The following is a 24167-nucleotide window of genomic DNA, read 5'->3' as shown; positions in this document are numbered from 1 at the left end:
CGCGGCGCCGGGGGTTTTTTGATGGTTTCTTTGCAGCATTGACGCCCCGAAACGGTTGCGGCGCTGGCAGGGCGGCTATATGGTGCGCCGCGTTTGCGCAAGGGGCGGTGCCCGCCGCGTAGGTTTCGACACTTGGGAGTGCCCCGATGAATCTCACCATGCTCAAAGCCAAACTGCACCGCGCGGTGGTGACGCAATGCGACCTTCATTACGAAGGCTCGATCTCCATCGATAAGGATCTTCTGGCGCGTTCCGGCATTTTGCCGAACGAACAGGTGGATGTGCTCAACATCAATAATGGCGAACGCTTCACGACTTATGCCATCGAAGCGCCGGCAGGCTCGCGCATGATCGGCATTAATGGCGCCGGGGCGCGTAAGGCGCAGGCGGGCGATCTCGTCATCATCATCGCCTATGCGCAGATGAGCGCGGCGGAAGCGGAAAGCCACGAACCCCGCGTCGTCCTGATGGGCGAGGGGAACGAGCCGCTTTAAGGGGTTTTGTTTTCCAGCGGGTATTCGATCTGCGTGGCGATGAAACCGGCGGTTGCCGCGCCGTGCTCCTTTTCCAGTACTTTCAGCATATCGGTACGCAAGCTGGTGCTATCGGTAAGTGTGATGTCTGCTTTGCGTGTGTCGCCCGGCAGGGCGAGGGTGAGCGCATCTTGCGCGTCTTCCATGCTCATATCCGGGTAAAAGCGCAGGCTGTGCGCGCTTCTATAGGAGGCGGCGGCGCCGGCAAGCGCGGATGAGGATTCCCAGCTGCGCGCGCCCATATCGACCGCGAAGGCAAGGTCTACTTCATCCATGCCGTCCTTGCCGAGCACGGCATAGGTGCTGCGCGGCCAGCCGAAAAGAAAGTTCGTGAGCGCGGTGCGGATTTCGCCAAACCCGACATTGAAACTATCGCTGTCATGACCGGGCCCGTAAGAGGCAATGCCATAGCGGGCGGCCAGTCTTTGCGCTTGCCCGCGCCCGGCGATCCGCTCCACAAGGCGCAGTGAGGCGGGCAGTGAGGCGCTGACGCCGGAGGAGGTGAGGAAGCGGCCATCTTCCACATAGCGCCGGTTGGCCAGCCAGGTGACGTGCGGGTAATCGGTGCGGCGATTGTCTTCGGTATAAAAATGCCCCGTCGCCTCGTGTCCGTCGAGCACGCCGCTTTCCGCCAGCAAAAGACTGCCGTCGCAGATCGAGGCGATGAAAGCGCCTTTCGCAGCCTGCTGGCGCAGCCAGGCTGTCAGGCGCTTGTCGGCGGGATCGTGAACGGCGGGCACCACAATGAGATCCGCGCCGTCCGGCCAGGCTTTATCGAATTTTGCCAGGTCCATGTCGGGTTCCGCTTTCAGCGCGGGCCAAAAGGAGATGGGCCCCGGCTCCCCGGAAACGGCAAATACCTTTGTGCCGGGAGCTTGGGAAAGGAGGGCGTAAGGAACGAGAAAATCCGTAATCTCCGTGCCTGTATTCTGCGCGAGAACCGCAACGACGAGCGCCGCGCGGCCCGGCTTGGGCTGGATTGCCTCCGCGCTTTGCCCCGTTTCGGCGGAGAGGCCGAGGGGGAAGGCACAGAGAAGAAAGAGGCAGAGAAGGGGCGCGGCGAGGGATTTCATAGGTCAGGTCCCGTGGTTGGTGCGGAACCAGAATCGCGGCAGGAGGCGCGTTCGCACAAGGACAATAACCCCTCGATTTCCGCCGGGCGCGGGGCCCGTGCGGAAACCGGGGCAGATACTCTCTTATTCGATTTCGATGGTCAGGTTGACGCTCGCCGTCAGTTCCTGTTCGCCCGAGGCGATGGGCACGGAGGAACCTGAATCTTCCATCGCCGCGCGCATCATCATTTTCGGTTGGGGCACATAGCTTCCGCCTTCATTGATGGTGAGCACGCGGCCGAGCACGACGCCGGCGGAGGCCGCATAGATTTTCGCCTTGCGCAGCGCGTCTTTCACCGCGTCCTCGCGGGCCTTGTCCAGCATGGCTTTGGCGTTGGAAACTTCAAACCCCACACCGCTCACCCGGTTCGAGCCGACGGTGACGAGCTTGTCGAGCACCGCGCCGATCTTGTCCGTATCGCGCAGGCGCACGGAAAGCGCGTTCGTCACGCGGTAGGATTTGATGACCGGCACTTCGTTCGAGCCGCGTTCGGGATAGGTATAGACCGGATTGATGTTGAACTGGGAGGTCTGGACGTCGCGCTTCTCGATGCCGATTTCTTCCAGCGCAGCGAAGACCTTGTTCATGGCCTCGGTGTTGGCGGTCAGCGCCTCGCGGGCGGTTTTCGCCTCCGTAACGACGCCGGAATTGATATGAGCGGTGTCGGGCACGGCGTTGATCTTGCCTTCGCCCGATACCTGGATCGTGCGGCGGAAAGGCGCGTCTTCGGCATGAGCCGCCAGCGCGCCGCCTGCCAGAATGATGAGGGCGGCGAAAGCGCTCAGGAATTTTGCTGTGTTTTTTTGCGCCGTCTGTGGCATTGGAAACCCCTTTGGATTGTCGCGGACCCGTTTCGTGACGCGCGCAGCATGGCGGGCGATTGAGACAAAAATGCGGCGTTTACGGCGAGCCCGCCACTGCCTTAAGGACATGGGCTTTCGGGCGGGAAAATTAAATTGTGCGGGGGAAGTGGTGGGCCCGGCAGGACTCGAACCTGCGACCAAACCGTTATGAGCGGTTCGCTCTAACCAACTGAGCTACAGGCCCCCTCACCCCTAAGCATATAGGGGCATATAGGGGCATATAGCAGAACTTGGCGGGCACCGGAAGCGTCTCGCCCGCGCGCGCGTGCGCACTGGCCCGGCGGCGTGCAATCAGTCGGAATAACGCTGCTGGATTTCGGTCACGGCCTCTAGATTGTCGAAGAGAATATCCACAAGGTGGGGGTCGAAATGTTTGCCCCGTTCGTGGCGGAACAGCGCCAGCACATCATCGAGCGGCCAGGCTTTCTTATAGCAGCGGTCCGAGCCCAGGGCATCGAACACGTCTGCCACCGCCGTGATGCGGCCCATTATGTCGATCTCTTCGCCCCGCCGTCCTTCCGGATAGCCCGAGCCGTCCCATTTTTCGTGGTGATCGCGCGCGATCACCGCCGCCGCTTTCAGGATCGGCCGCTCCGAATTGGACAGCATCTCATAGCCTTTGATGGCATGGGTCTTCATGATTTCCCATTCCTCCGGCGTCAACTTTCCGGCCTTGTTCAAGATCGCGTCCGGAATGGCGATCTTGCCGACATCGTGAAGCGGGGAAGCGTAAAAAATAATGTCACAGTCGCGCGGCGACAGCCCCGCGCCGCGGGCGATCAGACGGCTGATTTCCGCCACGCGCTTGACGTGGTTGCCGGTTTCCTGGGAGCGGCTTTCCACCGCTTCGCCCAGCCGGTAGACGATCTCGCGCTGGGTTTCGTCGATTTGCTGGGTCAGGACCAGGTTGTCGAAAGCGCTGGTGGCTTGGCGCATGTAAACGTCGAGCAGATTGCGGTCCGTCGGCGTCAGCGCATGCAGCCCTTCCATGTAGAAGACGTATTCGAGGGTAGAGGATTCGCGGTAGAGTCCGCCCAGCCAGGTGCCGTTGACGAGAGAGCCGGCTTTTTCCAGTTCCTCGAAGCGCTGAATCAGCATTTCGGGCAGGTCGGCAAATTTTGTGCAGCCTGCAAGCGGGCGCAACGACCCCGTCGCGGCAATCACATCGAACCCGTCTTTGTTGATCCGGCGCGCCCATATCATATCGATATTGGTGAATTTTCCCGCCGTGGTCTTGGCGAGCAATTTGGGGAAGCGATCTTCGGCGGTGCGGGTGAAAGCTCTAAGTGTCTGGCATTCGAAAAGGGCGGAGGTGGCAGCGATAACCTCTTCGAGCCCATCCTGATGATGCTCAAGGGCATTGATGTCGCGGTAGGCGCGCAGCGCGCCGTAAATGGCGGTGAAGAGGTGCGAAGAGGTCAGGTCCGTCTTTTCGCGGTAATCGTTGATATCATACCGGATGATGACGTCGCTTTCGGGCGCCTGACCCGGCTGGCCGGTGCGCAGGATGATGCGGGTGGCGGAATTGCGCATCGTGTCGCGTATACGGCGGATGAGTTCGAGCCCGGCATTGTCTGTTTCCATCACCACGTCGAGCAGAATGACGGCGATGTCGCCGTGGCGATGCAGCACTTCTTCCGCTTCGGCGGCTGAATGCGCGGAGATCAGCTCCAGGCCGCGGCCCGCGAACACCACGTCATGAAGCGCCAGGCGCGTGACCGAATGCACCTCCGGCTCGTCATCGACGATGAGGATCTTCCACACCCCATGTTGAGCGACTTCCGCCGGCCGCTCCTCGGCAAACAGAAACCTGTCTTCGCTTGGCGCAAGCGTCATGCTGGAACCCTTCTGGCTCTCGGTCATTTTCTGGTCTGGAAATGCCGCCCGCGCGATTACGCATGCGGACAAATGTCCAATCCCACAGCTCAACCATAGGTGAGGGGGTTTTAAGCAAGCGCTAAACGATTTGGTTAAGGGGGCGTTAGTTTGCACGCCCTTCTGCCTCTTTTCAGGACAGGCGGCCGCTGCGGAAAGAAGCGCCGGCGCCAGCGGGCGGGCGTTATCCGGCGTTGTTCCGGAAGGCGCAATCCGTTACTACTCTGCCCAAAGATGCAGACCGGCGGCTGGCCGGGCGTTTGGCGCATGGTGCCGGCGCGCTATCCGGCCCGTGCCGCCAGGCAGAACAGAGGAAATTCATGGCGTCGTATCAATATGTTTACGTGATGGACCGCTTGTCCAAGACCTATCCGGGCGGCAAGCAGGTGCTGAAAGATATCCGCCTCTCCTTCCTGCCGGGCGCCAAAATCGGCGTCGTCGGGGTGAACGGGTCCGGTAAATCCACGCTGATGAAGATCATGGCGGGGCAGGACAAGGAATATACGGGCGAGGCTTGGGCCGCGGAGGGCGTTAAGGTCGGCTATTTGCCCCAGGAGCCGGAGCTCGATGGCTCCAAGGACGCGCTTGGCAATGTCATGGACGGTGTGGCGGAAAAGAAGGCCATGCTGGAGCGCTACAACGAACTGGCCATGAATTATTCGGATGAGACGGCCGATGAGATGGCCCAGCTGCAAGATGTGATCGACGCGCAGAACTTGTGGGATCTGGACAGCCAGATCGAGATGGCGATGGACGCGCTGCGCTGCCCGGCGGGGGATGCCGACGTCTCCAAACTTTCTGGCGGTGAAAAGCGCCGGGTGGCGCTGTGTAAATTGTTGCTCTCCGAGCCCGATATGATCCTGCTCGATGAGCCGACCAACCATCTGGATGCGGAATCGGTGGCGTGGCTCGAGCATTATTTGCGCGATTACACAGGCACCGTCGTGCTCGTCACCCATGACCGCTATTTCCTCGACAATGTAACCGGCTGGATTCTGGAACTCGACCGGGGTCAGGGCATTCCTTACGAAGGCAATTATTCCTCCTGGCTGGAGCAGAAGAAAAAGCGTCTCGAACAGGAAGGGCGTCAGGAAGAAGCCCGCCAGCGCACGCTCGACCGGGAACTGGAGTGGATCAAGGCGTCGCCTAAGGCCCGCCAGGCCAAGAACAAAGCCCGTATCCGCGCTTATGACGAATTGGTGGCCGGCGCCGGCAAGGCACAGGACGGCAAGGCGCAGATCATCATTCCCGCCGGCCCCCGTCTTGGCAGCCTGGTGCTGGAGGCCGAGGGGCTTTCCAAAGCTTATGGCGACCGGCTTTTGATCGAGGATCTTTCCTTCTCGCTGCCGCCGGGCGGTATTGTCGGTGTGATCGGCCCGAACGGCGCCGGTAAGACGACGCTCTTCCGCATGATCACAGGACAGGAACAGCCCGATGCCGGGGTGATGCGCGTAGGCGACACGGTGGTGCTGGGCTATGTCGACCAGACCCGCGACGATCTCGACCCCAACAAGACGGTTTGGGAAGTGGTGTCGGACGGGCTCGATATGCTGGAGCTTGGCAAACAGACCATGCCGAGCCGGGCTTATGTGGGCGCCTTCAATTTCAAGGGCGGCGATCAGCAGAAGAAAGTCAGCCTGCTTTCGGGCGGGGAGCGCAACCGGGTGCATCTGGCCAAGATGCTGAAATCCGGCGCCAACCTTTTGCTGCTCGACGAACCGACCAACGATCTCGATGTCGATACGCTGCGCGCGCTGGAAGATGCGCTGATGGATTTTGCCGGCTGTGCCGTCGTTATCAGCCACGATCGCTGGTTCCTCGACCGTATCGCCACACATATCCTGGCCTTCGAAGGCGACAGCCATGTCGAGTGGTTCGAGGGGAACTATGCCGATTACGAAGAAGACCGGAAGCGGCGCCTGGGGGATGAGGAAATCGTCCCGCACCGGATCAAGTACAAGCGCTTCAGCCGCGACTGATCCGGGGCTGGAAGACGGAGAAAAGAAAACGGCGCCTTAAGGGGCGCCGTTTTGTTTGTCGGGATCGAAGCGCTGCGGGTTTATTCGCTTGCCGGGATGCCTTCTTCCGTTTGGGCGTCACCGGGTTGAGGCTGGGCCTCGCCGGTCAGCTTTTCTTGAATTTCTTTTTCCGCCTGGCCGATCTGGGCGCGCAGATGTTTCAGCAGCGCCTCGAATTTGCCGCCATTGTTGCGGATCACGGAGATGAACGTGTCGCGCTGTTCCTGCGCCATCCAGACGCCGAGCACCTTCACGTCGAAGACTTTAAAGCCGCCGCCGTCCTGGCGCAGCAGCCACCAATCCACCGGCACCGGCTCACGCCCGCTGGCGAATTCGATTTTGCTTTCGACAATGACTTCCTTGCCCTTGGAGCCTTTCTCAACCGAACCGTTCACATGGAAGGTCTGATCGGTATAGGCCGAAAGCCGGTTGGCATAGACCTTGACGATGAATTCCTCGATGAGCTGCAGGTATTCTTTTTTCTCTTCCGGTGAGGGCAGGCGGGCATATTGGCCGAGCGCAAAACCGGCGACGCGGGGAATGTCCAGATTCTCGGTGAAAAGTTCCCGGAACGCCGCTTCCCGCTCGCTTGGAGTTTGTCCGTCCTTGGAGAGGATGGAAATGGTCTCATCCGCAAGCTTTTGCACATAATCTTTCGCTTCTTCCGCCGGATTGGCGCTGGAAGGCGAGAGGCTGGCGATGACCAGCCCGGCCGCCAGCGCTGCAAAGACGAGCAGGCTTGCGGCGCGGCGGGTCAAAGAAGGCATGGCCTCAGAAAACGTTGTCATGGTCGCTGTGCCCGCCGAAACGGGCCCTCCTGTTGGTTATTCGAAGGTCTGGCGTCTTCAGGACGTACGCTCAATCTGAAGAACTACTCGAAGTTGATATTCGAGATATCGGGCAAATCTTCGACATTTGTTTGACCATTTGCGATTTCCTCCGCCCGGCTCTGGCGGTAGAGGCTGCGAATGGTGGCGTAATAGTCGACGGAGGTGCGTTCGATTTCATCGAGCACTTCCAGATTGCGCGCCCGCAGGTCCACACCGTTCAGCACGAAACGGGTTACGGGCACGGTGTAGCCGTCATCCCAGAAAATATAGGTCAAAGGATCGAAGAACTGATCGACCACCACGCCCGTCAAGTCGCGGGGCGGGGCGGGGCCCAGAACGGGCAGGAAGAGATAAGGGCCTTCATTGACGCCGTAAACGGCGAGCGTCTGGCCGAAATCCTCGCCATGGCGGGCATAGCCGTAATCGGTTGCCGGGTCGTCGAGGCCGAGTACGCCGACTGTCGTGTTGATGCCGAAGCGCGTCGCGGTGGTTCCGGCACGGTTCCATTCGCCCTGCAGCATGTCATTGGCGAGGATCACCGGCGCGCGCAGGTTATCGAGGAAGTGGCGCACACCCTGTTTGGCCTGGCGCGGCAGCACACCGTCATAAATTTCAGCGGCAGGACGCAGCAGAATAATATCGGCAAAGCGGTTGAGCTCGAAGAAATAACGGTTCATCGGCTCCAGCGGATCATTGGCTTCTTCATAAGAAGATACCGCTGCTTCATCTGCCGGGTCGGGCGCCGTGGCGCAGCCGGCCGCGAAAAGTGACGCGCCAAGAACCAAGGCCAGCGCCTTATTTACCTTGTTATTCACGAGCTTGATCATAGTTGCTCCTGCTACGGGCACGCTCTTTAAAAAGCGCCTTGTTTTTGCTTCCAGGTATTTGCCGGAGCAAAGGCGGAACGCAATCCTTAACCGCGGCGCTCTTAAGGGCAAATGAACAGCCAGCTTCAAGCACGCCAGAATCGCGGTTAACCCCAGAATTTTTAGCTATCACAGGGCCTTGGGCATAACCAGCGGCCCCGCGTTTCACTTTTCTGAAATCGCAACGCTGTTGCGAAAATGACGCGAATGGGAAAATCACTTGCAGACATAAAGATATATTTATATAACTCAAGGCGTTGGGCCGCCAAAAGCGGCCTTTGATTTATTTCGCGCAGGATTGGAGCAAGCCGGACCATGGACGGCCTCGTGACAGGATTGAGAGCGGCAGGAGAGCCTACCAGGCTGCGCCTTCTGGCCCTGCTTGCCCAAAGCGAGCTAACCGTGAGCGAGATCACCCAGATCATGCGGCAAAGCCAGCCGCGCGTCAGCCGCCACCTGAAACTTTTGTGTGAGGCGGGGCTGCTCGACCGCTTCCGCGAGGGAAGCTGGGTGTTTTACCGTCTGGCGCGGCTTGGCCAGGGCGCGGCGCTTGCCCAGGCGCTAATGGCGCTGCTGCCGGCAGGCGACCCGGTTCTCACTCGCGATATCGAACGGCTGGAGGAAGTGCGCCAGGGCCGGGCCGAGCGGGCGGCGGCCTTCTTCCGGGAAAATGCGGAAGAATGGGACCGCATCCGCGCACTTTATGTGCCCGAGGCGCGGGTGGAAGCGGCGCTGCTGGCGCTTGTCCCTGAAACCCGCATCGCCAATATGCTGGATCTCGGCACCGGCACGGGCCGGCTTTTGGAAGTCTTCGCGGGGAAAGTGGAAAGCGGCATCGGCCTCGACATGAGCCCGGAAATGCTGGCCTTCGCCCGCGCGAAACTGGAAGAGGGCGGGCTTTCTCATTGTCAGGTGCGCCAGGGCGATCTTTTCGACTTGCCGGTGCCCGATGACAGCCAGGACCTCATAACACTGCATCAGGTGCTGCATTATCTTGACGATCCCGCAGCGGCGCTCACGGAAGCGGCCCGTGTACTCAAACCGGGCGGGCGGCTTTTGATCGCCGATTTCGCGCCTCATGAACTCGATTTCCTGCGCGAGGAGCAAGCCCATCGGCGGCTCGGCTTTGCGCCGGAAGAAGTCAGCGCCTGGTGCGCGCGGGCGGGACTTGAAAGCGGCAAGATTATCGAGCTACCCCCGGAAGGCGGGGAAGCGAAACTGACGGTATTGATTTGGGCGGCGGAAAAACCGGCTGCCGGCGGTAGGAAGCAACCGGCGCGCACAGCGGGACGCCGGCTTGAGGAGGCATGAGTATGGTAAGGCTGGGCGATAAAATCCGGGGCAGGGAAGACCTGCGCGTTTCCTTTGAGTTCTTTCCGCCGAAAACGGAAAAGATGGAAGAAACGCTCTGGGATTCCATCAAGCGGCTGGAGCCTTTGCAGCCCAATTTCGTTTCGGTGACCTATGGCGCGGGCGGCTCGACGCGTGAGCGCACCCATGCGACGGTCGCGCGGATCGTCAAGGAAACCTCGCTGAAGCCTGCCGCGCATCTGACCTGTGTCGGCGCCTCGCGCGAGGAAGTAGATGAAGTGGTACAGGCCTATTGGGATGCGGGCATCCGCCATATCGTGGCGCTGCGCGGGGATATGCCCGAGCTTGGCACGCCTTATAAGCCCCACGAAAAGGGCTATCAAAGCGTGCCGGAGTTGATCCGTGGCATCAAGGCGATCGGTGACTTTGAAGTGTCGGTCTCCGCCTATCCCGAGCGCCATCCCGAATCCCCTGACGGGGATGCGGATTTGCGGCTTTTGCAGGACAAGATCGAGGCGGGCGCCACACGCGCCATCACGCAGTTCACGTTCGATTCCTCAATCTATGGCACCTTCATGGAGCGGGTCGAAAAGGCCGGGATCAAAGTGCCGATCGTGCCCGGCATCATGCCGACGACGAATTTCAAAGGCATCAGCCGGATGGCGGAGAAATGCGGCGCGACCGTGCCCGGCTGGCTCGCCGATTATTATGAAGGGCTCGACGATGATTTGACCACGCGCAAGCTCATTGCCGCTGCCGTGGCGGTAGAGCAGGTGCACGATCTGGAGCGCATGGGCTTCCGGGACTTTCATTTTTATACGCTCAATCAGGCGGATCTGACTTATGCGATTTGCCACATTCTGGGCCTAAAGCCCTCGACGAAACCGACGCCCGGCCTGAAAGCGGCCGAATAGGAGACGCGCGATGACACGCGAAGAACGCATTCAAGAACTCTATAAAGCGGTCAAGGAGCGCATTCTTGTGCTGGACGGCGCCATGGGCACGATGATCCAGGGCTACAAGCTGCAGGAAGAAGATTACCGCGGCGATATTCTGAAAGATCACCCCAAGGACGTGAAAGGCAATAGCGAGCTGATCGGCCTCGTGCGCCCGGACATTCTGCGCGACATTCACCTGGCCTATTACCGGGCGGGCGCGGATTTTGCCGAGGCGAATACGTTCGGTGCGACGGTGATCGCGCAGGCCGATTACGATCTCGAGCATCTGGCGCGCGAGATGAACGTGAAAAGCGTGCAGATTGCCCGCGAGGCAGCGGATATTGCCGAAAGCGAAGACGGCAAGCTGCGCTGGGTGATCGGCGTGCTTGGGCCGACGCCGCGCTCGGCCTCCATCTCGCCGGATGTGAACGATCCAAGCTTCCGCAATGTCACGTTCGACGATCTTTACGCCGCGTATAAAGACGCCGCCGAAGGGCTGATCGAAGGCGGGGCGGACGTGATCATGATCGAAACGGTGTTCGACACGCTCAATGCCAAAGTGGCGCTTTATGTGCTGCAGGACATTTTCGATGCGCAGGGCTTCGAGCTGCCGGTGATGATTTCCGGCACGATCACGGATGCGGCGGGCCGTATCCTTTCGGGCCAGACGCCGGAAGCCTTCTGGTATTCCGTGCGCCATGCCAAACCCTTTTCCATCGGGCTTAACTGCGCGCTTGGCGCCGAGCAGCTGCGCCAATATGTGGAAGAGCTTTCCCGCGTCGCCGACACGAATGTTTCCGCCCATCCCAATGCGGGCCTGCCGAACGAGTTCGGCGAATACGACCAGTCGGCGGAATATATGGCCGAGCTGGTGGGCGAGTTTGCCGAGGCGGGTCTGGTGAATATCGTCGGCGGGTGTTGCGGCACGACGCCGGAACATATCAAGGCGATTGCGGATGCGGTAGCTGGTGTACCGCCGCGCGAAATTCCGCACCCCGAGACAAAGATGAGACTTTCGGGTCTCGAACCCTTCGTTCACGCGTAACAGATCGAGCTTTTTATGACCGAGGCGACTGCAACATTTATCAATGTCGGTGAACGCACCAATGTGACGGGATCGGCGAAATTCAAGAAGCTGATCCTGAACGGGGATTACGAAGAAGCGCTGGCTGTTGCCCGCTCCCAGGTGGAAAACGGCGCGCAGATCATCGATGTAAACATGGATGAGGGGATGCTGGATTCGGAAGCGGCCATGGTGCGCTTCCTCAATCTCATTGCCTCCGAGCCCGATATCGCCCGTGTGCCGATCATGATCGACTCTTCCAAATGGTCGGTCATCGAAGCGGGGCTGAAATGCGTGCAAGGCAAGGCGATCGTCAACTCGATCAGCCTGAAGGAAGGCAAAGAGCCTTTCGTCGAACAGGCGCGCAAGATCAAACGCTATGGCGCCGCCGTGGTGGTCATGGCCTTCGATGAGGAGGGCCAGGCCGACACCGCGAACCGCAAATATGAGATTTGCGAGCGCTCTTACAAAATTCTGACCGAGGAAGTCGGTTTTCCGGCGGAAGACATTATCTTCGATCCGAATATTTTCGCCGTGGCGACGGGCATCGAAGAGCACAACAATTATGCCGTCGATTTCATCGACGCCACGCGCCGGATCAAGCAGAACCTGCCCCATGCGCATATTTCAGGGGGCGTTTCCAACGTTTCTTTCTCCTTCCGCGGCAATGAGAAAGTACGCGAGGCGATGCATTCCGTCTTTCTCTATCACGCCATTCAGGCGGGGATGGATATGGGCATCGTCAATGCCGGGCAGCTGGCGATCTATGAAGAGATCGAGCCGGAGCTGCGCGAGCTGGTCGAGGATGTGATCCTCAACCGGCGGGAGGACGCGACTGAGCGGCTTTTGGAAGCGGCGGAGAAATATAAGGCCGAAGGCGGGCGCAAGCAGGAAGAAGACCTTTCCTGGCGCGAGGCGCCGGTGGAAGAGCGCCTGAAGCATGCGCTCGTCAAAGGCATCACCCAATATATCGAAGTGGATGTGGAAGAGGCGCGGCTGAAGGCCGAGCGTCCGCTCCATGTCATCGAAGGCCCGCTGATGGCGGGAATGAACGTGGTGGGCGATCTTTTCGGCTCGGGCAAAATGTTCCTGCCGCAGGTCGTTAAAAGCGCGCGGGTGATGAAACAGGCCGTGGCCCATCTCATGCCCTATATGGAGCAGGAGAAACGGGATCTCGGCATCGACAGCCGGTCGGCCGCGGGCAAGATCCTGATGGCGACGGTGAAGGGCGATGTGCACGATATCGGCAAGAACATCGTCGGCGTCGTTTTGCAATGTAACAATTATGAAGTGATCGACCTTGGCGTGATGGTGCCGGCGGCAAAGATCATCGAGACGGCGAAGAAGGAAGGTGTGGATATTATCGGCCTTTCGGGTCTCATTACGCCGAGCCTCGATGAGATGTGCCATGTGGCCGCTGAAATGGAACGGCAGAATTTCGACATGCCGCTGCTCATTGGCGGGGCGACGACGAGCCGGGTGCACACGGCGGTCAAGATCAACCCGAATTACAAGCGCGGCCAGGCGGTCTATGTGCCCGATGCGTCGAAAGCCGTGGGCGTTTGCTCGAACCTGCTCTCGGAAGAACGGGGCGCGGATTACCGCGCGGAAATTCTCGCCGAATACGAACGTATGGCCGAGGCCCATGCCAGCCAGCGCGCGCGCGGGCCGCGCACGAGCCTTGCCGAAGCCCGGCGCAACCGTTATCCGGTGGATTGGAAAGGGTATGAGCCGGTCAAACCGGCTTTTACCGGCGTCAAAGTCTTTGACGATTATTCGCTCGAAGAGCTCATTTCTTATATCGACTGGACGCCGTTTTTCTCGACCTGGGAAATCAAGGGGCAGTACCCGGCGATCCTCGACGATTCCACGCGCGGGGAAGCGGCGCGTGCGCTCTTTAAAGATGCGCAGGACATGCTGGAGAAGATCGTTGCGGAAAAATGGATGCATCCGAAAGGCGTGATCGGTTTCTGGCCGGCCAATCAGGTGCATGAGGAAGATATCGCGCTTTATACGGATGAAAGCCGGAGCGAGGAATTGGCGGTGCTGCATACGCTGCGCCAGCAAATGACGAAGAAGGAAGGCCGGCATAATATCGCGCTTGCCGATTTCGTCGCGCCCAAGGCGACGGGCATTGCCGATTATATCGGCGGCTTTGCAGTGACGGCGGGCCATGGGGAAGACGAGATCGCCCGGCGCTTTGAAGAAGCGAAGGACGATTACAGCTCCATTCTCCTCAAAGCGCTGGCAGACCGGTTTGCCGAAGCCTTTGCCGAATGCATGCATAAACGTGTGCGCCGGGAGTTCTGGGCCTATGCGCCGGATGAGACGTTGACGAATGAAGAACTGATTGCCGAAAAGTATCAGGGCATCCGTCCCGCGCCCGGCTATCCCGCCCAGCCCGACCACACGGAAAAGCGCATTCTTTTCGATCTTTTGAACGCTGAGCAGAATGCGGGCATCGAGCTGACCGAAAGTTTTGCCATGTGGCCGGGCTCGTCGGTAAGCGGGCTCTATTTCGCCCATCCGGACGCGCATTATTTCGGTGTCGGCCGGGTCGAAAAAGATCAGATCGAAGACTATGCAAAGCGCAAGGGCATGAGCGTCAAGGAAGCCGAGCGCTGGCTCGCGCCGATCCTTAATTATACGCCGGGCGCGGAAGTGGCTGCCTAAGCCTTTCCGGACTTCTCCAATTGGCGGGCCCAGCGTTCCGCCCAGCCTGTCAGGGGCGCGAGCTGCTCGGTCAGCTCGCGCCCCAATTGCGTCATGCGGTAGCCTTCCGCCTCTTCATGTTCCAAAAGGCCGGTTTCTTTCAGATCGGCAAGGCGCGCATTGAGGACGGAAGGCGAAATACCGCCGCATGCCTCCTGCAAGGCGCGGAAGGTGAGCGGGCCTGAGCGCAATTCCCAGAGAATGCGCAGAACCCAGCGCCGGCCGATGAGATCGATCAGCGCCATGACGGGGCGGCCCGTCGCCGAGCCGCGCACCGGGCGGCCGGGCCGGGGTGCGGATTTCCTTACGGCTTTCGGCGCTGTTTTCTTCGCCTTTTTTGGGGCTTTTCCGTGCGGGGCCATATCGTCTTCTCCTCTTTCCGGCATTTTAGGGCTTGCGCTACGAAAAAAGAAGCATAAATCTAACGCTACTGAAAACGTAGCAATGGAGCGCGCGATGAACACCCGTATCGACCCGGCTGTGGGGCCTTATGAAAAGGACATGGAAGAAACCCTTGCCCGGCTGATGCCGGAGGGTGTGGAGCCGCTGGTGCTGTTCCGCACCCTGGCGCGCAACCCGCGCGTCTTCCGCCGCTTCATGGCAGGCGGCCTCCTCGACAAAGGCACGCTGACGATGCGCCAGCGGGAAATCGTCATCGACCGGGCCTGCGGGCTCTGCGGCGGGGAATATGAATGGGGCGTCCATGTTGCCTTTTTTGCCGAGAAGGTTGGCTTCGGGGCGGAAGAAATCGCCGCGACCGTGGCTGCCGATGGCGCGTCCGCTTCGTGCTGGAGCGCGGAAGAAAGACTGATCATGGAACTGGTGGACGAGCTGCACCGCACGCAGACGCTGAGCGATGGGCTGTGGGCGCGGCTGAAAGTGGTTTTCACCGATGAGCAGCTGATCGAAATGATAGTGCTTGCCGGGCTTTATCACATGGTCTCGTTCGTGGTGAACGGGCTCAAATTGCCGCTCGAGACGTACGGCGCGCGTTTTCCCGAAAGCGTTTGAGCCCCGACCCGAACAAAAGGCTCAGACAGAAAGGCCCCGGCATGCCTCCGGGCCCTTTCGGCTGTTCTGCGAGATGCCCCGTCGGAGGTAAATCCTCAGGGGTAGATCAAATGAACCCGACTGCCACGGCGCCGATAAACACCATGACCATGCAGGGAAATAGGTACTCAACTCGAATCGAGAGCATGTTTCTCATGGGGGGACTCCCGTCTCGGTTGGTGCGCATTGTCGCCAGAGAAGTGTGCATGGTTAACCCGGTCTTTCCAACCACAATCGTTGCTGCGCTGCCGGAGGGGGAAGACCCTAGATTTCGCAGGCGCGGTAAGTGCTTGATTCAAAGGGGGCGGGGTTCCGGCCCTGCGGCATTGTGCCGGGTGAAAGTGTTAACGGGAGAGACGTTAACGGGGCTTGCCGTAGCCGCCGCCGCCCGGTGTGCGGATGATGATGGCTTCGTCCTTTTGCAAGGAAACCTGAACGGCGCCAGGGAGCGGTTCTTCCTTGCCGTCCGCGCGGCGCAGCGCGTTTTCCCCGAGCGCGCCGGGCGCTCCGCCTGCCATGCCGAAGGGGGGAATGCGCCGGTGCGTGGAAAGGATGGCAACGTCCATGGGCTCGCGGAAACGGATGATCCGCTCAATGCCGTTGCCGCCGCGCTGGGCGCCGCCGCCGCCCGAGCCTTGCCGGATGGAAAAACCGTCCAGGATGACGGGAAAACGCCATTCCAGGATTTCAGGATCGGTGAGGCGCGAATTCGTCATATGGGTGTGGACGGCATCGGCGCCCGGAAAATCCGGTCCCGCACCCGCGCCGCCGCAGATCGTTTCATAATATTGATAGCGCGCATTGCCGAAGGTGAGATTGTTCATCGTGCCTTGCGCGGCTGCCATGGTGCCGAGCGCGCCGAAAAGCGCGTCCGTTACGGCCTGACTCGTCTCCACATTGCCGCCGACAACGGCTGCCGGATAGGTGGGAGAGAGAAGCGAGCCTTCCGGGATGATGAGCTCCAGCGGTTTCAGGCAGCCGGCATTCAGCGGAATTTCATCATCGACGAGGCAGCGGAAGACATAAAGCACGGCGGCGCGCGCCACGGCGGAGGGCGCGTTGAGGTTCGTCGGTTGCATCGGGCTCGTGCCGGTGAAATCGATAGAGGCGCTGCGGGCTTTTGCATCGACGCGGACGGCGACTTTGATGCGCGCGCCGTCATCCATTTCCTGTTCGAAGGTACCGTCTTTGAGGCGCGTGATCACGCGGCGCACGCTTTCTTCGGCATTGTCCTGCACATGCGCCATATAGGCATTCACCGTTTCAAGGCCGAACTGCGCGGCAAGCTTGCGCAGTTCCTGCGCGCCTTTTTCGCAGGCCGCGATTTGCGCGCGCAGATCCGCGATATTCTGATCGGGACTGCGGGCAGGGTAGGGCCCGCTGCTTAGGAGCTTGCGGATCGCCTCTTCACGGAAGGTGCCTTTTTCCACGAGTTTGAAATTGTCGATCAGGATGCCTTCTTCTTCCACGGACTTTGAATGGGCGGGCATGGAGCCCGGCGTGATACCGCCAATATCGGCCTGGTGGCCGCGCGCTGCGACATAGAAGAGTTTTTCTTTGCCCGCCTCGTCATAGACGGGAGCGATGACGGTGACATCGGGCAGGTGCGTGCCGCCATTATAAGGCGCATTTAGAACGAAAACGTCGCCCGGCGCCATATCCGGGTTCTGCGCGATCACGGTTTCGACGCTGGCGCCCATGGAGCCCAGATGCACGGGCACATGGGGCGCATTGGCGACGAGCGCGCCGGTCTTGTCGAAAACGGCGCAGGAAAAATCGAGCCGCTCTTTGATGTTCACCGAATGGGCGGTCTTTTCGAGGGTAAAGCCCATCTGCTCGGCAATGGACATGAAACGGTTGTTGAAAATCTCCAGCATTACGGGATCGGCCTTGGTGCCGATGGCGCGCCGTTCCGGCAGCGCTTTTGTGCGGGAAAGCACGATGTGATTGTGCCGGGTTACCGCGCCTTTCCAGCCCGGCTCGACGATGATGGTCTGGTGATCCTCGATCAGGATGGCCGGACCGTCTATATCATCGCCCGGGCGCATATCCGAGCGCCGGAAAACTTTTGCCTCATGCCAGGTGCCGCCGGAAAAAAATTCCGTGTCGGCGGCGGGGCGGAGCGGGCCTTGCCGGGGCGTCTCCATCTCCAGTTTTTCCTCGACCTTGCTGTCCCGCCCGGCGCATTCCACCGAGAGCGCCTCGACGATGATGGGCTTGCCGGGGGTGAGGAAGCCGAAGCGCTGGCGGTGCGCTTCTTCAAAGCGGGCCTTGGTTTCGCCAAGCCCCGCGCGGGGAATGAGAAGGGCGGTGTCCGTGCCTTCATAGCGCAAATGGAGGCGGCAGGCCGCGGTGATGCGGTCTGCCGCAATGCCTTGGGCTTCGATCTCGGCGCGGGCGGCAGCTTCCAGTTCCGCCTGAAGCGCATTTAGCTTTGCTTCGCTTTCGCCTGCAAGCGGCATTTCCACGGCCTGTTCGCGCGAGGCGCTGAGGTCGGCAAGGCCCATGCCATAAGCGGAAAGAATGCCGGAGAAGGGGTGGAAGAAGATTTTCGACATGCCGAGCGCATCGGCAACGAGGCAGGCATGCTGGCCGCCCGCGCCGCCGAAACAGGTCAGCGCGTAATCGGAAATATCATAGCCGCGCTGCACGGAAATTTTCTTGATCGCCTGGGCCATGTTTTCAACGGCAATGGCAAGGAACCCGTCGGCAAGTTCCTCCGGCTTCATGCCGCTGCCCATCTCTTTTGCCAGCGCACGGAATTTTTCTTCCGCCGCCTGCCGGTCGATGGGCGCATCCGCCTTGGGGCCGAAGACGCGCGGGAAAAACGCGGGCAGCAATTTGCCGGTCATGACATTGGCATCCGTCACGGCAAGGGGCCCGCCCTTGCGGTAGCAGGCAGGGCCGGGATCGGCGCCGGCTGAGGCCGGGCCGACGCGCAATCTTGCGCCATCGAATGTCAGAAGCGAGCCGCCGCCTGCCGCCACGGTATGGATCTGCATCATCGGCGCGCGCAGGCGAATGCCGGCAACTTCGGTATCGAAAGAGCGCTCGAGCGCGCCGTCATAATGGCAGACATCGGTGGAGGTGCCGCCCATATCAAAGCCGATGATCTTGTCGAAGCCGGCCATGGCGCTGGTTTCGACCGCGCCGATGACGCCGCCTGCGGGGCCTGAGAGGATTGCGTCCTTGCCTTGAAAGAAATGCGCATCCGTCAGCCCGCCCGAAGATTGCATGAACATCAGGCGGCAACCGGCATCGTCCTTTTCGCCGATGGCGCCCGCCACCCGGTTCACATAGCGGCGCAAAATGGGGGAGAGATAGGCATCGACAACGCTCGTGTCCCCGCGCGGCACGAATTTCATGAGGGGGCTTACCTCGTGGCTCGCCGAGATCTGCGTAAAGCCGATGCCCCGGGCAATTCCGGCCGCGCGCTTTTCGTGGGCGCTAAAGCGGTAAGCATGCATGAAACAGATGGCAACGGCGCGCAGGCCTTCGTCATAGGCTTCCTGCAGCACGCGGCGCGTTTCCGCCCCATCGAAGGCTTCGAGCTCTTCTCCCTCGGCGCTCATGCGGCCCGGCACTTCGGCCACTTTCGCATAAAGCATTTTCGGCTTTTCGATCTTCAGCTTGAAAAGATGCGGGCGCGCCTGCGTGCCGATGGCCAGCGCATCGGCAAAGCCTTTATTGGTGAGAAAGAGAACGGGCTCACCGCGCCGCTCCAAAAGCGCGTTGGTGGCAACCGTGGTCCCCATCTTCACCGCGCCGATGCGCGCGGAGGGGATGGGCGCTTCTTTTTCAAGGCCGAGGAGATCGCGGATGCCCTGCAGGGCGGCATCTTCATATTGGCCGGGATTTTCCGAGAGCAGCTTGTGGGTCGTCAGCGCGCCGTCCGGCCGGCGCGCCACGATATCCGTGAACGTGCCGCCCCGGTCGATCCAGAAATCCCAACGGGAAGATGCATTTTGCCGGTCCATGAGGCGGAACCTGCCACAGCTTGGGGCCCGTGCAAATATGGAAGGGGCTTTGGCAGAAAATGCGGCCAATTGACAGTCGCACCCTGCGGCAAATCGCATTAATGTCCGGCCCATGTCTATTTGGGGAAAAGTTGCGGGCGCCGCTGCCGGTCTGGCGGCGGGCGGGCCCCTCGGAGCCTTGCTCGGGGTGGTGGCCGGTCATTATGTGATCGACCGCCCCTTGCAGGACAATGAGGTCGTGTTCGCGGTCGCGCTCATTGCGCTATCCGCCAAAATGGCCAAGGCGGACGGCATCGTCTCGCCGTCGGAGATTCGCGCTTTCGAGGAAGTCTTCAAAGTGCCGCCGGAAGAGCGGGCGAATGTGGCGCGGGTCTATAAGATCGCGCAGCAGGATGTGGCGGGTTTCGAGGCTTATGCGCGGCAGGTTGCCTCCATCTACAAGGCCAATCCGGGCGTTTTGGAAGACGTGATGGACGCGCTTTTTCACATCGCCAAGGCGGACAATAAGGTGCTGCAGAGCGAAATCGATTTTCTCCACGCGGTCGCCGATATTTTCGGCTTTTCCGATTTCGAGTTCGAGCGCATCAAGCTCTCCCATATTGGCGGGGAGAGCGATGATCCTTATATGATCCTCGGGATCACGCCGGAGATTTCCGATGAGGACCTGAAAAAGGCTTACCGGCGCCTTGCCCGGGAAAACCATCCCGACACGCTGGTGGCCCGCGGGGTGCCGCAGGAATTTGTCGACATGGCGGAAGAAAAGCTGAAGAAGATCACGGAAGCTTACAGCCGGATCGCCAAATCCCGCGGGCTTTAAGGGGACCAATCGGGGTTTTCTGCCGCGCAGGCTTTGCGCTTGGCGCGGTGACAGGCTAGAAGGCTTAGAACCGGTCCCGGGCATGTCCCGGGGCTTTGTTTTCGGCGCCGTGCGCGGGGGAGAGCGCGAGCGTCCTTTTCTCTCTCCCTGCCGGTGCGCCCATGACCCCTCAACACCTTGCGTTTATGGTGCTGATCAACCTGATCTGGGGCTTTGCCTTGATCGCGGGCAAGGTGAGTCTTGGGCATTTTCCGCCGTTTCTCTTCGCGGCCTTGCGCTTCGGTCTCATCATTCTGGTGCTTTTCCCGTTTTTGAAGATCCATCATGGGCGCATGCGCGACGTCATCATCATCGCGCTTTGCGCGGGACCGCTCGGTTTCGGGCTCTTCTTCGTCGGTTTGTCGCTGGCGGATGCCTCGGTCGTTGCCATCGTCACGCAGCTTGGCGTGCCGATTTCCACCATCTTGTCGGTGATTTTCCTGAAAGAGCTCATCACCTGGCGGCGCTGGGCGGGGATCGCGCTTTCCTTCGGCGGCATTGCGATCATCAGTTTCGATCCGGCGGTCTTCAATTATCTCACCGGCGTCATCGTGCTTTTCTTCTCCGCGCTTGTGGGCGGGGTGGGCACGATCTTCCAGCGGCAAATCAAGAATGTCGGCGTTTTCGAGATGCAGGCCTGGGTGGCCGTTATCGCCTGTCCGCTTTTGCTGGCAGGTTCGCTTGTCGCCGAGCAGGACCAGCTTGCAACCATCGCCTCAGCCTCGCTGCTTGAATGGTCGGGTATTTTCTATGTGGCCTTTGCCTCCAGCCTGGTCGGCCATGCGGGAATTTATTATCTGCTGCAGCGCTATGAGGTCTCGCAGACCGCGCCGCTGACGCTGCTCGCCCCGCTCTTTACCGTGACTTTCGCGGTGCTGCTGCTCGGGGATACGCTGACACTGCGCATGGGCATCGGCGCGGCGGTGGCGCTGATCGGCGTTTTCATTGTGACGCTGCGCCAGGCGAAGAAAGGCGTGCCGACGGCAATGGAGTCCAAGGCATGAGCCTCGAGATTACAGAGTGCCCCTCGCCGAACCACGAAGAACGGCGCGCGCCCATCGACATGCTGCTCCTGCATTACACCGGTATGGAGACGGGCGAGGCCGCGCGGGAGCGGCTTTGCGACGCAAGCGCCAAGGTCAGCGCGCATTATCTCGTCGAAGAAGACGGGCGGATCCTGCGTCTTGTACCCGAAGAGCGGCGCGCCTGGCATGCGGGCATTGCGAGCTGGCGCGGGCAAAGCGACATCAATAGCTGTTCCATCGGCATCGAGATCGTCAATGGCGGCCATGATTTCGGTTATCCGGATTTTGCCGCTCCGCAAATCGCCGCCGTCGAAGCGCTGTGTCTCGATATTCTGACGCGCCATGAGATCGCCCCGGCGCGGGTGCTCGGCCATTCCGATGTCGCGCCGGAGCGCAAGGCTGACCCGGGTGAAAAATTTCCTTGGAACAGGCTTGCCAAAGCCGGGATCGGCCATTGGGTGGAGCCGCAGGAAATCGTCGATGGCCCGGTGCTGCAGCGGGGTGATCGGGGTGATACGGTGGCCGAGTTGCAATTTCAGCTTGCCGATTATGGCTATGGGATCGAAGTGCTCGGTGTTTTCGATGCTAAGACCGAAGCGGTGGTGAGGGCCTTTCAGCGTCATTTCCGCCAGGCGCGCGTGGACGGCATCGCCGATGTGTCGACGGTTGCGACCTTGCGGGCGTTGCGGGACACCCTTGCGGGGCATTAAGAAGCGCAGCCGCGCCTCACGCTTGTGAGGCGCAAGGCGCGGCGCAGCGTCTTAGGGTTTCATCAGCACACGGCCGATGGCCTTGCGGCTTTCGATATAGCTATGCGCCTCGGCGGCTTCGGAAAGCTTGAAGGTTTTGTCGAGCACGACTTTCAGTTCGCCCTTGGCGACATCGGCCAGAAGGTCGCGCACCAGCTTTTGCACGCGCTCGGTAATGATTTCCCCGCCGAAGAAGATGCCGGTGAGGGAGCGGTTGCCCGGCGCCAGGGTGGAGAGGTCGTAGCTGATCTTTTCCCGGCCGGCACTGCCCATCCAGGAGATGCGGCCTCTATGGCCGAGTGAGGCGATGCTCTTTTCCAGCGTGCTGCCGCCCACCGGGTCGACGACGAGATCGACACCTTTATTGTTCGTCAGGCGCATCACTTCTTTGACAAGGTCCTGGGTGACGTAATTGATACCGTGGTCGAGGCCGAGTTTCTTCGCCGTCTCGAGTTTCTTTTCATCCGAAGCTGTAGCGATGACCGTGGCGCCCGCGCGTTTGGCCAGCTGAATGGCTGCAAGACCGACTGCGGAAGCGCCGGCCTGCACGAGCACGGTCTCGCCTTCCTTCAGGCGGCCGAATTCGAAAAGGCAGTCATGGGCGGTGCCGAAGGGGATGGGGACGGTGGCCGCTTCTTCCACCGAGAGGCCGTCCGGAATTTGAAAGGCGGTGAGGTAGGGCACCACGCGCTGCTCGGCATGGGAGCCGGCGGCATTGACGGTGACGACCTTCTGGCCGAGCTCATAGCCTTTGACGTTTTTGCCGATTTCGATGATCTCGCCGGCGGCCTGATAGCCTACGACATGGGGCGTGGCGGGCAGCGGCGTGCCCGCCCGGTGCAGCGTGTCGCCGCCTTCGATGGAAACGGCCTCGACCTTGATGCGCACATCGTTCTCGCCGCAGACGGGGTCGGGGATTTCCTCATAGCGCAGCACGTCGGGGCCGCCGAGTTCATATTGCACAGCCGCTTTCATGGTGTTTCCTTTTATTGGTTGGAATTTTACGTGGCGCATATGTGGGGCGCGCGGTTGCAAAGCGCAACCAATGTGGCCGGATTTTACGTAAGGGAAACAGCGCAGGGCGCTTGACGCGGAAGGCGGGGCGGCTCACTTTCCCTTCGCGTCAGATGGCCGGACGGCCGCTCCGCTCCGAAAGGGGCGGGGAGGAAAGTCCGGGCTCCATGGAAACACGGTGCCGGGTAACGCCCGGCGGGGGCGACCCTAGGGAAAGTGCCACAGAAAGCAAACCGCCCCGCATAGCCTTCGGGCGACGCGGGGTAAGGGTGAAAGGGTGCGGTAAGAGCGCACCGCGCGCCTGGCAACAGGGGCGGCACGGTAAACCCCACCGGGAGCAAGACCTAATAGGGATGGGGCTCTTCAATGAGCAAGCCCGTTTTCAGGCTCCATCCGGGTTGGTCGCGCGAGGCATCCGGCAACGGGTGTCCCAGATGAATGGCCGTCGCCGGCTTGCCGGCACAGAACCCGGCTTACAGGCCATCTGACGCCTGATTTTTTCCATAAAACGGCAAGGAACTGCCCTTTCGCGGGCGGCGGCGGTAAGAGGCGGGCATTCATGGCCCGGGCCGGGAGACCATGGGTGTTCATGGAGTCTATTCTTTTGTTCTATTTATGTTCTCGAAGAAATTGCGTTTTGCCATCTTCGTTAAGACAGTGTAAACCCGCAGAAATCCGCCGAATACCTATCCAATCCCATTGACTACCCATGATTTCCCATGGTATCCCATGATGTCCCGTACGAGGGGCGGTAGACCGGGCTCTGCGGGCAGGGGGAGCCTTCAACCCGGAATGGGGGATTTGGCGGGCGATGGAGTCCTTTCGCGGCACATTCACGAATAAAGTTGACGCCAAGGGCCGTGTCTCCGTCCCCGCCAAATTTCGTGCGGTCGTGGCTGCCCAGGGCTTTAACGGCATGACGTGTTTTCCCTCCTTCCTCGGGCAGTTCCTGGAAGGGGGCGGGCCGGCCTTCACCGCAGAAATCGATGCCATTTTGAACAAGCTGCCGCCGTTCTCGCCGGAACGCGACCAGCTTGCCGCCATTCTGGTGGGCAACGCGGTCGATCTGATGTTCGACGGAGACGGGCGCGTGGTGCTGCCGCGCGAGTTTATGGATCACGCCGGGATCACGGATCAGGTGACCTTTGTGGGCATGACCAACAAGTTCCAGCTTTGGAGCCCGAGCGGCTATGAAGTCTTCCGCGCCGAAGCGCTGCGCCAGGCAAGCGGTCATACGGGCCTTCTGTCAGAGGCGTTCTCGGCGCTGACCGGCTCGCGCACGGTGCAGCCGCCCAGCGGCGGCGGTCAGAGTGGGGGTGCGCAGTGAGCGAACGTGAACCATCCGCCCCTCATGTACCGGTGATGCTTCGCGAT

The 24167-nt window shown here is 60.6% G+C and carries 17 protein-coding genes, 1 tRNA gene, 1 other RNA gene and 1 pseudogene; 11 read left to right on the top strand and 9 right to left on the bottom strand.

Annotated features, from left to right (window positions below):
• Positions 1 to 146 precede the first annotated feature (146 nt).
• Positions 147 to 494, top strand: coding sequence for an aspartate 1-decarboxylase (panD, locus tag M2A_RS15910; protein ID WP_045449554.1), 348 nt, complete (start codon positions 147 to 149; stop codon positions 492 to 494).
• Here the strand turns inward: panD and M2A_RS15905 are convergent.
• The 4 genes from M2A_RS15905 to M2A_RS15890 form a co-directional block, all read right to left on the bottom strand.
• A complete protein-coding gene (locus M2A_RS15905) occupies positions 491 to 1606 on the bottom strand; it encodes a DJ-1/PfpI family protein (RefSeq protein ID WP_045449552.1) in 1116 nt (371 codons plus the stop codon). The genes panD and M2A_RS15905 overlap by 4 nt on opposite strands.
• Before the next feature lie 123 nt (positions 1607 to 1729).
• The gene (locus M2A_RS15900; protein WP_052379561.1) at positions 1730 to 2467 is read right to left on the bottom strand and encodes an SIMPL domain-containing protein; all 738 of its coding nucleotides are present in this window, start codon (positions 2465 to 2467) and stop codon (positions 1730 to 1732) included.
• A 149-nt stretch (positions 2468 to 2616) separates the two neighbouring features.
• Positions 2617 to 2693, bottom strand: a tRNA-Ile gene (locus M2A_RS15895).
• A 107-nt stretch (positions 2694 to 2800) separates the two neighbouring features.
• Positions 2801 to 4372 (bottom strand): response regulator, encoded by a 1572-nt coding sequence (locus M2A_RS15890; RefSeq protein ID WP_081875700.1) that lies wholly within the window; start codon positions 4370 to 4372, stop codon positions 2801 to 2803.
• Between the two features lie 332 nt (positions 4373 to 4704).
• On the opposite strand from M2A_RS15890, the gene ettA reads away from it, so the two are divergent.
• Complete coding sequence (gene ettA / locus M2A_RS15885; RefSeq protein ID WP_045449548.1) at positions 4705 to 6363, top strand: energy-dependent translational throttle protein EttA; 1659 nt, start codon at positions 4705 to 4707, stop codon at positions 6361 to 6363.
• Positions 6364 to 6443: 80 nt separating this feature from the next.
• Here ettA and M2A_RS15880 read toward each other — a convergent pair whose 3' ends face one another.
• A complete protein-coding gene (locus M2A_RS15880) occupies positions 6444 to 7190 on the bottom strand; it encodes an MlaC/ttg2D family ABC transporter substrate-binding protein (protein ID WP_052379560.1) in 747 nt (248 codons plus the stop codon).
• An 83-nt stretch (positions 7191 to 7273) separates the two neighbouring features.
• Positions 7274 to 8059, bottom strand: coding sequence for an MlaA family lipoprotein (locus M2A_RS15875; protein WP_045449545.1), 786 nt, complete (start codon positions 8057 to 8059; stop codon positions 7274 to 7276).
• A 366-nt stretch (positions 8060 to 8425) separates the two neighbouring features.
• Between M2A_RS15875 and M2A_RS15870 the strand changes: the two genes are divergently transcribed.
• From M2A_RS15870 to metH, 3 genes and pseudogenes are all read left to right on the top strand, one after another.
• Positions 8426 to 9409 carry an ArsR/SmtB family transcription factor gene (locus tag M2A_RS15870; RefSeq protein ID WP_369384831.1) on the top strand — a complete coding sequence of 328 codons (984 nt, stop codon included), beginning with the start codon at positions 8426 to 8428 and terminating at the stop codon, positions 9407 to 9409.
• Positions 9406 to 10323: a methylenetetrahydrofolate reductase [NAD(P)H] gene (metF, locus tag M2A_RS15865; RefSeq protein ID WP_045449540.1), complete on the top strand. Its 918-nt coding sequence runs from the start codon at positions 9406 to 9408 to the stop codon at positions 10321 to 10323. Before M2A_RS15870 ends, metF begins: the two co-directional genes overlap by 4 nt.
• A 10-nt stretch (positions 10324 to 10333) precedes the next feature.
• A pseudogene (metH, locus tag M2A_RS15855) lies at positions 10334 to 14083 on the top strand (methionine synthase).
• On the opposite strand, the gene M2A_RS15850 reads toward metH, so the two are convergent.
• Positions 14080 to 14484, bottom strand: a complete 405-nt coding sequence (locus M2A_RS15850) for a winged helix-turn-helix transcriptional regulator (protein WP_081875699.1) — start codon at positions 14482 to 14484, stop codon at positions 14080 to 14082. The pseudogene metH and the gene M2A_RS15850 overlap by 4 nt on opposite strands.
• 94 nt (positions 14485 to 14578) lie before the next feature.
• Here M2A_RS15850 and M2A_RS15845 point away from each other — a divergent pair, with 94 nt between their 5' ends.
• On the top strand, positions 14579 to 15133 hold the full coding sequence (locus tag M2A_RS15845) for a carboxymuconolactone decarboxylase family protein (protein WP_045449565.1): 555 nt from the start codon (positions 14579 to 14581) through the stop codon (positions 15131 to 15133).
• A 398-nt stretch (positions 15134 to 15531) separates the two neighbouring features.
• Here the strand turns inward: M2A_RS15845 and M2A_RS15840 are convergent, their stop codons facing one another.
• A complete protein-coding gene (locus tag M2A_RS15840; RefSeq protein ID WP_045449535.1) occupies positions 15532 to 19149 on the bottom strand; it encodes a hydantoinase B/oxoprolinase family protein in 3618 nt (1205 codons plus the stop codon).
• A 112-nt stretch (positions 19150 to 19261) separates the two neighbouring features.
• On the opposite strand from M2A_RS15840, the gene M2A_RS15835 reads away from it, so the two are divergent.
• From M2A_RS15835 to M2A_RS15825, 3 genes are all read left to right on the top strand, one after another.
• On the top strand, positions 19262 to 19966 hold the full coding sequence (locus M2A_RS15835; protein WP_045449533.1) for a J domain-containing protein: 705 nt from the start codon (positions 19262 to 19264) through the stop codon (positions 19964 to 19966).
• A gap of 161 nt (positions 19967 to 20127) precedes the next feature.
• Positions 20128 to 21009, top strand: a complete 882-nt coding sequence (locus M2A_RS15830; RefSeq protein WP_081875698.1) for a DMT family transporter — start codon at positions 20128 to 20130, stop codon at positions 21007 to 21009.
• Positions 21006 to 21740 carry a peptidoglycan recognition protein family protein gene (locus M2A_RS15825; RefSeq protein ID WP_045449530.1) on the top strand — a complete coding sequence of 245 codons (735 nt, stop codon included), beginning with the start codon at positions 21006 to 21008 and terminating at the stop codon, positions 21738 to 21740. The genes M2A_RS15830 and M2A_RS15825 overlap by 4 nt, the downstream gene beginning before the upstream one ends.
• Before the next feature lie 51 nt (positions 21741 to 21791).
• On the opposite strand, the gene M2A_RS15820 is transcribed toward M2A_RS15825, so the two are convergent.
• Complete coding sequence (locus tag M2A_RS15820; RefSeq protein ID WP_045449528.1) at positions 21792 to 22754, bottom strand: quinone oxidoreductase family protein; 963 nt, start codon at positions 22752 to 22754, stop codon at positions 21792 to 21794.
• 148 nt (positions 22755 to 22902) lie between these two features.
• On the opposite strand from M2A_RS15820, the gene rnpB reads away from it, so the two are divergent.
• Both rnpB and M2A_RS15815 read left to right on the top strand, forming a co-directional pair.
• Positions 22903 to 23285: RNase P RNA component class A (rnpB, locus tag M2A_RS17635), an RNA gene on the top strand.
• 319 nt (positions 23286 to 23604) lie between these two features.
• Positions 23605 to 24120 carry a division/cell wall cluster transcriptional repressor MraZ gene (locus M2A_RS15815; RefSeq protein ID WP_045449525.1) on the top strand — a complete coding sequence of 172 codons (516 nt, stop codon included), beginning with the start codon at positions 23605 to 23607 and terminating at the stop codon, positions 24118 to 24120.
• The last annotated feature ends 47 nt before the right edge of the window (positions 24121 to 24167 follow it).

The sequence above is a fragment of the Tepidicaulis marinus genome (genome assembly GCF_000739695.1).
In the GTDB taxonomy this organism is placed as follows: Bacteria; Pseudomonadota; Alphaproteobacteria; order Parvibaculales; family Parvibaculaceae; genus Tepidicaulis; species Tepidicaulis marinus.
The sequence above is the reverse complement of the archived record's forward strand: the minus strand, read 5'-3'. Positions and strand labels throughout refer to the sequence as shown.

What these genes read in the sequence shown, in the direction of transcription:
- M2A_RS15880 (WP_052379560.1), bottom strand. Translation starts at nt 7,190, where the DNA reads ATGACAACGTTTTCTGAGGCCATGCCTTCTTTGACCCGCCGCGCCGCA.
- M2A_RS15890 (WP_081875700.1), bottom strand. Translation starts at nt 4,372, where the DNA reads ATGACCGAGAGCCAGAAGGGTTCCAGCATGACGCTTGCGCCAAGCGAA.
- M2A_RS15900 (WP_052379561.1), bottom strand. Translation starts at nt 2,467, where the DNA reads ATGCCACAGACGGCGCAAAAAAACACAGCAAAATTCCTGAGCGCTTTC.
- ettA (WP_045449548.1), top strand. Translation starts at nt 4,705, where the DNA reads ATGGCGTCGTATCAATATGTTTACGTGATGGACCGCTTGTCCAAGACC.
- M2A_RS15825 (WP_045449530.1), top strand. Translation starts at nt 21,006, where the DNA reads ATGAGCCTCGAGATTACAGAGTGCCCCTCGCCGAACCACGAAGAACGG.
- M2A_RS15875 (WP_045449545.1), bottom strand. Translation starts at nt 8,059, where the DNA reads ATGATCAAGCTCGTGAATAACAAGGTAAATAAGGCGCTGGCCTTGGTT.
- M2A_RS15845 (WP_045449565.1), top strand. Translation starts at nt 14,579, where the DNA reads ATGAACACCCGTATCGACCCGGCTGTGGGGCCTTATGAAAAGGACATG.
- M2A_RS15840 (WP_045449535.1), bottom strand. Translation starts at nt 19,149, where the DNA reads ATGGACCGGCAAAATGCATCTTCCCGTTGGGATTTCTGGATCGACCGG.
- M2A_RS15815 (WP_045449525.1), top strand. Translation starts at nt 23,605, where the DNA reads ATGGAGTCCTTTCGCGGCACATTCACGAATAAAGTTGACGCCAAGGGC.
- M2A_RS15905 (WP_045449552.1), bottom strand. Translation starts at nt 1,606, where the DNA reads ATGAAATCCCTCGCCGCGCCCCTTCTCTGCCTCTTTCTTCTCTGTGCC.
- panD (WP_045449554.1), top strand. Translation starts at nt 147, where the DNA reads ATGAATCTCACCATGCTCAAAGCCAAACTGCACCGCGCGGTGGTGACG.
- M2A_RS15820 (WP_045449528.1), bottom strand. Translation starts at nt 22,754, where the DNA reads ATGAAAGCGGCTGTGCAATATGAACTCGGCGGCCCCGACGTGCTGCGC.
- M2A_RS15835 (WP_045449533.1), top strand. Translation starts at nt 19,262, where the DNA reads ATGTCTATTTGGGGAAAAGTTGCGGGCGCCGCTGCCGGTCTGGCGGCG.
- metF (WP_045449540.1), top strand. Translation starts at nt 9,406, where the DNA reads ATGAGTATGGTAAGGCTGGGCGATAAAATCCGGGGCAGGGAAGACCTG.
- M2A_RS15850 (WP_081875699.1), bottom strand. Translation starts at nt 14,484, where the DNA reads ATGGCCCCGCACGGAAAAGCCCCAAAAAAGGCGAAGAAAACAGCGCCG.
- M2A_RS15830 (WP_081875698.1), top strand. Translation starts at nt 20,128, where the DNA reads ATGACCCCTCAACACCTTGCGTTTATGGTGCTGATCAACCTGATCTGG.